Origin of the sequence: Variovorax fucosicus (assembly GCF_030316825.1) — a bacterium.
Taxonomy (GTDB): domain Bacteria; phylum Pseudomonadota; class Gammaproteobacteria; order Burkholderiales; family Burkholderiaceae_C; genus Variovorax; species Variovorax fucosicus.
On sequence record NZ_JASZYU010000007.1, the window covers coordinates 50,029 to 56,323 of the forward strand.

Below are 6,295 nucleotides of genomic sequence, written 5' to 3' on the forward strand. Positions count from 1 at the left end.
TCTGCCAGCTCCTTGGAGAAAGACTGGAACTCGCCGGCGATCACTTTCCAATCCTGGGCTGTGCTCTCCTGAAAGCTCCGAAACGTTGCGCGTCCCATCATTGAAATACAGCCGTTTAGTAATGAATGCTGCGCATCTTAAGAACCTTAGGCCGCCTCTAATTGCAAGCCGCCTGACAATCCACGGGTAAGTCCTAGCGTCTGCGCTCGCCACTCGCAAGAAGCCGCGAGAGCATCGACGGACAAGCTCGCCTATAGCTCGCTGAGGACCTTCAAAGTCTCCACCGACTCGATGACGACGCGCCCGTATGACAGCGATAGCGCGCCAGTCGCCGCAATGGCCTTGAGCTCTAAAGACAGGGTCTGGCGGGTCAAGCCAAGCATCAGTGCAAAGGTCTCGTGGGTGATGGGAATCACACGCCTTGTGCGCGGCAGCGCAGTTGCGTCGCCGCGGGCCAGTTGGAGGAGTCGCCTCGCGATGCGGGCGCGCGTCGTGCGCAGTGCCGCATCCTCGAAGAAGCTGAACATGGTGCGTGTGCGCCCAGTCTGAAGTACCGCAATCGACCGCGCAAAGCCAGCGTCCTTCATCAGCTCTTCGAATACTGGCGGCGCGATGTGCAGCAGTTCGGAGTTGCGCAATGCCTGAATGTCGTGCGTACGCGGAAGCCCATCGAGCGACGATGCTTCGCCAAACCAGTCGCCTGGCTCAAGCAGGCCGAAGATCATCTCTCGACCATCTTCGAGCACAGACGATGCGGCGAGAACGCCGCTCACTACGCCGTAGAAGCCGTTCGCAGGATCTCCTTTGCGCACCGCGAACTCTCGGCCCCGAACACGAAGCGGCCGTCCTCGAGTCAACAGCATCTCCTGCGTGACCGACCCAAGTGACTTGAACCAGTCATCGCTGGTGAGACTAAGAAAATCGTCGCGTGCCATCAATGCTCATTCTGTCGAGATGAAGGGTAGGCTCACACGTCCACGCTCGATGCAAAGCGGTCGACGCAACGTCCGACCACTTCACAACCGTCTTCCTCCCACCCTGTGCCCTGATTTCGGCTTGCAGCGCCCGCATGTGAGTCGCTCGTGCTTCGGGCGCCGTTGATCGATGCGCAGCTCCATGAATAGCATCTCGTAGAAGACGCTCAGCTTGCCAGCCGCGGCCTCCCGGCGATTTCGAGGCTCGACCTCCGCAGTCACACGCGGCGCTATCGACGATGCGTTCGTGCGAAGCGTCTTGCGACTACCTATGACTCGTTTCATCGCGAAGTTGCTCTATGATTGTCATCATATATACTTTCAGCGTGCCCTGTGGCCCTCAACAGGTTGCGGCCGGGGCGGATAAGGCTCGAATGCACCAGATTCCAAGAGCTCAAGAGGCTCAAACGAACAAACATAGACGATCCCTGCTGCTGAGAATGTAGCATGACGATCATCATCTATGTCGGCCGGCCTTGTGCGGTCACGAACATCCCCTCGGCGACAAAAAGCCTGAGAGCTCCACAGCCAGGCGGCGCCGACATCGGGCAACGCGAAGTCAATGGGTAGCTGGGCAGTCTTCCTCGCCTGCAGTTGACGCGACGCGTTCGGCTGCTCGAAGCCCGAATCATCGGCGCGACCATCGGAATGGGCGACATCGCGCGGCGCCCGCGATGTCAATCATGATCAAACCCTTGACATCTATGATGACGCTCATCATCATAGATACAACCTCCAGCTAAAAAGCAAATCTGCGATCAAAACCCTTCTGACCGTGCCCACCCGATTCATAACGGCGCATTCCAACTTGGGCTTCGCCCTGAAAAGAGAGCTATACATGTCCACTCATTCCTGGGTTCTCATCACCGGAGCCTCCTCCGGCATCGGCGCCACCTACGCCGAGCGCTTCGCACGGCGCGGCCATGATCTTGTACTGGTTGCCCGCGACAAGGCGCGACTGGAAGCGTTGGCGGCGCGCCTACGCCAGGAACATCGCGTCGCAGTCGACATCATTCAGGCCGACCTGACTCAGTCCAGTGACCTGGCCGCTGTAGAGACGCGCCTCCGCGAGGACACCCGCATCGGCGTCCTCGTCAACAACGCCGGGGCCAGTAAGGTCGGCAACTTCATCGACCAGGCGACCGACGATGTCGAGCGACTCGTCGCGCTCAACACGACCGCGCTCTTGCGGCTTGCCAGCGCGGTCGCCCCGCGGTTTGTGCAAGCTGGCGAAGGCGCGATCATCAATATCGGGTCAGTCGTCGGGCTGGCGCCGGAATTCGGCATGTCGGTCTATGGCGCGACCAAGGCGTTCGTGCTGTTCCTATCCCAAGGGCTGAGCCTAGAGCTCGCGGCCAAGGGCGTCTATGTTCAGGCGGTGCTCCCTGCGGCAACGCGTACGGAGATCTGGGAGCGCGCAGGTGCCGACATCAACGCACTGCCCGAGATGATGGACGTGGGCGAGTTGGTGGATGCAGCGTTGGTGGGCTTCGACCGCCGCGAAGTCGTGACGATCCCGCCATTGCACGACGCCGCACGTTGGGACGCCCTTGACGCCGCGCGACTGATCCTTCTTTCGGACATCAGGCAGGCTCATGCCGCAGGGCGCTACCAGCAGACTACCGCCTGAAGCGCTGCCAGAGCACTTCTTCGAATCGAACGAGGTTGAGTCAATGACGTTTAAAGCGCTTCTGGCGACCAGAACAGGCGAGAGGATTACCGCAGGACCACGGCCAGCGCAGCACCATCGCAAACAACCTTCTTGACCATCAATTCCAGGCCGATGCACCAAACCAGAAATGAGTGGCCGATTTCATCTACATCTGGACTGCCGAAGGCTGGTTGTACGCCGCTGCGGTGCTGGACCTGTACTCGCGCCGCATCGTCGGCCGGTCGATGCAGGACAGCATGACTTCACAGCTCGTGGTCGACGCGCCAATGATGGCGGTGGGGCCCGGGCAAGCCGGTGGCATTCCTGCATTACTCTGACCAAGGCACCGAGTACACGAGTAAACACTTCCTGGAGCTGCTCAAGGAACAAGGTATCACCTGCAGCATGAGCCGCGGAGGCAAGGACAACTCGGCGATGGAGAGCTTCTTCAGTTCATTGAAGACCGAGCGCCGAGCGCACGGCCAGGGGAAGGTGTACCGGTCACGAGAGCAGGCACGTGCGGACGTGTTCGACTACATCGAGCGGTTCTACAACCCTACTCGTCGTCATTTGAAACTCGGCTAGTCAGTCCGATAGAGTTCAAGAAGCTTGGGTCGGTGTCCACGGAATCGGCAGCAGCCCATGGCGCAGGTAAGTTCGATCGAACCGGCCAATATGCTCGCAAGCTCTGACACGGTTGGTCCACCCGCCGGTTTCACTTCAATTAACACAGCCAGATTGACTAGCGCGAGTTAAAGCACCGTTGCCATGTCAATGACGAAGCGGTACTTGACATCACTTTTGAGCATCCGCTCATAGGCCTCGTTGATTTGCGGCATCTTGATGATCTCGACGTCAGAGACGATGTTGTGTTTCGCGCAGAAGTCCAACATCTCCTGAGTCTCAGCAATGCCGCCGATCATCGACCCGGAGATACTGCGTCGTTTGCTGATGAGGCCAAATGCGCCGGGCGAAGGATTCGGCGAACTCGGTATCCCAACCAAGACCAAAGTGCCGTTCATCTTGAGCAGTGTCACTAGCGGATCCAAGTTGTGAGTGACCGCGACCGTATCGAGAATGAAGTCAAAGCTGTTGCGATGGATCGCCAATGCGTCGGCATTCTCCGAAACAACGACTTCCTTGGCGCCCAACCGCAGCGCGTCCTCGGTCTTGCTAGGCGAAGTCGTAAATAAGACGACGTGCGCACCCAGCGCTGCCGCGATCTTTATCCCCATGTGCCCAAGCCCGCCCAGCCCGACAATACCCACCTTCTGGCCCGGACCAACCTTCCAGTAGCGCAGAGGCGAGTAAGTCGTGATGCCCGCACACAACAATGGCGCTACAGCAGCAAGGGCCTTTTCGCGGTGTGAGATTCTTAGCACAAATTTTTCGGATACCACGATGTGGTCCGAGTATCCGCCCAACGTATTGGCGCGCGACACTTGTTCCTGGCTGTTGTAGGTCCCGGTCATGCCGTTGTCGCAGTACTGTTCGAGACCTTGAGCGCAAGGTTGACAGTGCTGGCAACTATCCACCATGCAGCCCACGCCGACGAAGTCACCCACTTTGAATTTTGAAACGTCCGTTCCCACTTCACTCACACGTCCGACGATCTCATGGCCAGGCACACAGGGATATACCGACGGGCCCCATTCGCTCCTTGCGGTGTGCAGGTCAGAGTGGCAGACGCCGCAGTACAAAATGTCAATGGCAACATCCCGCGCCGTCAGAAATCGACGCTGGAAAGTGAACGGTGCAAGTGGGGTGGTGGCCGACTGGGCCGCATAAGCATGCGCGAGTGTCATAGCGTTTTCGATGTGGACGTTCTAGAAGACGAATTCTATTTTTGACTTTATGAATGCTAGAAAAAGCACGATCCCTGATATGCTGTTCTATTGGGACTTCGATTAAAGATGGTCTGCGTAAGCTGCTTCAAGGTGTGTCGATGTCCTGATTTGCATCAATTCGTATGCTCAAACGCCCGGCATCAATTCGCCTGGCGATTTCGATTTGCCTGCGGCCCCATCAAACTGCACTGCGCAATCCAAAGGTTGGACAACGCAAACCGCGTGTGCAACTGCATTGTGATCTTTGAAGCGCACCGACTAACAAAACCTGTCCAATAATTCAAGCCGCGCTGGATACATCGCATGGGATTCAGAATGCACATGCCAAATCGATCATCTCAATACTCGTTGCTCAGAAAGATCGGTAGCGCCTCGCACTTCGGCGATATAGCTAAAATGCGGTGAAAGCACTGGCAGACTTTCAAGTGCATTCACAATATGAAACATAGTTGGAAGATCCTCCCAAGTAGAGCGGATAAATTTGACTTTTCCAATGCCTGAAATGAAAGAGGTATATCGAGGCTTGGCTGAACTGACTTGTGGAGACAACACCATCTCGTCAACAGCGGCTTCCCCTACTCGGCGCAGACTAGGGATGTAGCGATGATGCAGAATTCCATCACTTTCCGGTGAATTCGGCGGCGCCCCGACCGCCAAGTCGCTAAATGCCATCCGGATAAATTCGTGCCCTTCCCAAACGGCCGTGTGGAGTCGAGTCCCTTGTAGAATTCGGGGCTCTGGTAGCTCACAGTACAGCTTCGAAAATCCTAGTTCCTCACGGCCAGTAAGGATTGGTTCACATCGGTTTTCCCATAGGACAGACATGAATGACCCGCGAACTGATTCGGTAGCGCCGCGGTAGCGGACTGGATATGAAACCGAAAGCAGTGAATAGCCGCGCCCGGCGAGCCACTCAAGTTCTCTCAACGTCACATGTTCCACAGTGACGATGGGTTCACCGTCGAGTTCACAATTCGGCGGCAGCAATTTACGAAGCTCAGCTTCATCCGTTAAAAAGCTGATTGAAGCGATAGTGCGCGGCGCATCACTAAGGTCAAATCTTTCTCCATTCGGTCCTTGGCGCGGTCCGGGACTGGGTCCAAACACCGTCGGCATTCTGTAACGCGAAGGAATATCTATGCTATTTGTCATGGTTAATTAGATACGAAACGTGAAAAAATTGCTACAGGCTCTAATCGTCACGGGATTAGGTCCAATTAGCGCTTTAAGTTGCAGCCGCAACCTGAGTGGGGAAAGATGTGAAATGATGTGTATGCAATGCTCCGCGTGGGCTGCTAGATTAGATAATGCTGAACAGCTTTTTCATCCCATTCCAATCCCACGCCGGGGACATCGGGAATTAGGAGATTTCCGCCCTTGACCTCATACGGGGTCTGCAATATTACGTTGTGCCAGTCATTCCACTCTAGCCAATGGGCGGTTTCCGACACTCGCATCATATGTGCTGAAACCTCGGGATAAACGTGGGACGATAAGGGCAACCCTGCGGCACCCGCAATAGCAGCCGCTCGCGTCCATCCAGTTACGCCGCCGATGCGCATTAGATCCAGCATGACTAGATCAGATGCCTTCTTTTGAATTGATTTGTACAGCTCCCGCGACCCGTAAATGTTCTCGCCCATTTGCAGAGGAGTTTTAAGATCTGCCGCTAGGCGCGCATATCCATCAAAGTTGTCATAAAGCAGTGGTTCTTCGATCCAGATCAGTCCATGATCGTCAATCAAATGACATCGCTGTAGAGCCTCGGCGAGGTTAAGACCCTGATTAAAATCAACCATTAAATCAACTTCATCACCAACCGC

At 56.0% G+C, this 6,295-nt stretch carries 6 protein-coding genes and 1 pseudogene; 3 read left to right on the plus strand and 4 right to left on the minus strand.

Annotated elements, in window-relative coordinates; translation table 11 throughout:
* Window positions 1-251: 251 nt before the first annotated feature.
* Window positions 252-935, minus strand: coding sequence for a Crp/Fnr family transcriptional regulator (locus tag QTI05_RS27510; RefSeq protein ID WP_286624937.1), 684 nt, complete (start codon window positions 933-935; stop codon window positions 252-254).
* 486 nt (window positions 936-1,421) lie between these two features.
* On the opposite strand from QTI05_RS27510, the gene QTI05_RS27515 reads away from it, so the two are divergent.
* From QTI05_RS27515 to QTI05_RS27525, 3 genes and pseudogenes are all read left to right on the plus strand, one after another.
* Window positions 1,422-1,544 (plus strand): hypothetical protein, encoded by a 123-nt coding sequence (locus tag QTI05_RS27515; protein ID WP_286624936.1) that lies wholly within the window; start codon window positions 1,422-1,424, stop codon window positions 1,542-1,544.
* A gap of 268 nt (window positions 1,545-1,812) precedes the next feature.
* The gene (locus tag QTI05_RS27520; RefSeq protein WP_286624935.1) at window positions 1,813-2,604 is read left to right on the plus strand and encodes an SDR family NAD(P)-dependent oxidoreductase; all 792 of its coding nucleotides are present in this window, start codon (window positions 1,813-1,815) and stop codon (window positions 2,602-2,604) included.
* A 65-nt stretch (window positions 2,605-2,669) separates the two neighbouring features.
* Window positions 2,670-3,233 (plus strand): annotated as a pseudogene (locus tag QTI05_RS27525) (IS3 family transposase); the annotation flags it as partial.
* 144 nt (window positions 3,234-3,377) lie between these two features.
* Here the strand turns inward: QTI05_RS27525 and QTI05_RS27530 are convergent.
* The 3 genes from QTI05_RS27530 to QTI05_RS27540 form a co-directional block, all read right to left on the minus strand.
* Window positions 3,378-4,430, minus strand: coding sequence for an NAD(P)-dependent alcohol dehydrogenase (locus tag QTI05_RS27530; protein WP_286624934.1), 1,053 nt, complete (start codon window positions 4,428-4,430; stop codon window positions 3,378-3,380).
* A gap of 375 nt (window positions 4,431-4,805) precedes the next feature.
* Complete coding sequence (locus QTI05_RS27535) at window positions 4,806-5,624, minus strand: acetoacetate decarboxylase family protein (RefSeq protein WP_286624933.1); 819 nt, start codon at window positions 5,622-5,624, stop codon at window positions 4,806-4,808.
* Between the two features lie 143 nt (window positions 5,625-5,767).
* Window positions 5,768-6,295, minus strand: a 528-nt coding sequence (locus QTI05_RS27540; RefSeq protein ID WP_286624932.1) for an enolase C-terminal domain-like protein, incomplete at its 5' end; no start/stop codon positions are given.

Bases quoted from the DNA above. Each gene is read 5' to 3' on its own strand.
- QTI05_RS27510 (WP_286624937.1), bottom strand. From the start codon at position 935: ATGGCACGCGACGATTTTCTTAGTCTCACCAGCGATGACTGGTTCAAG.
- QTI05_RS27515 (WP_286624936.1), top strand. From the start codon at position 1,422: ATGACGATCATCATCTATGTCGGCCGGCCTTGTGCGGTCACGAACATC.
- QTI05_RS27520 (WP_286624935.1), top strand. From the start codon at position 1,813: ATGTCCACTCATTCCTGGGTTCTCATCACCGGAGCCTCCTCCGGCATC.
- QTI05_RS27530 (WP_286624934.1), bottom strand. From the start codon at position 4,430: ATGACACTCGCGCATGCTTATGCGGCCCAGTCGGCCACCACCCCACTT.
- QTI05_RS27535 (WP_286624933.1), bottom strand. From the start codon at position 5,624: ATGACAAATAGCATAGATATTCCTTCGCGTTACAGAATGCCGACGGTG.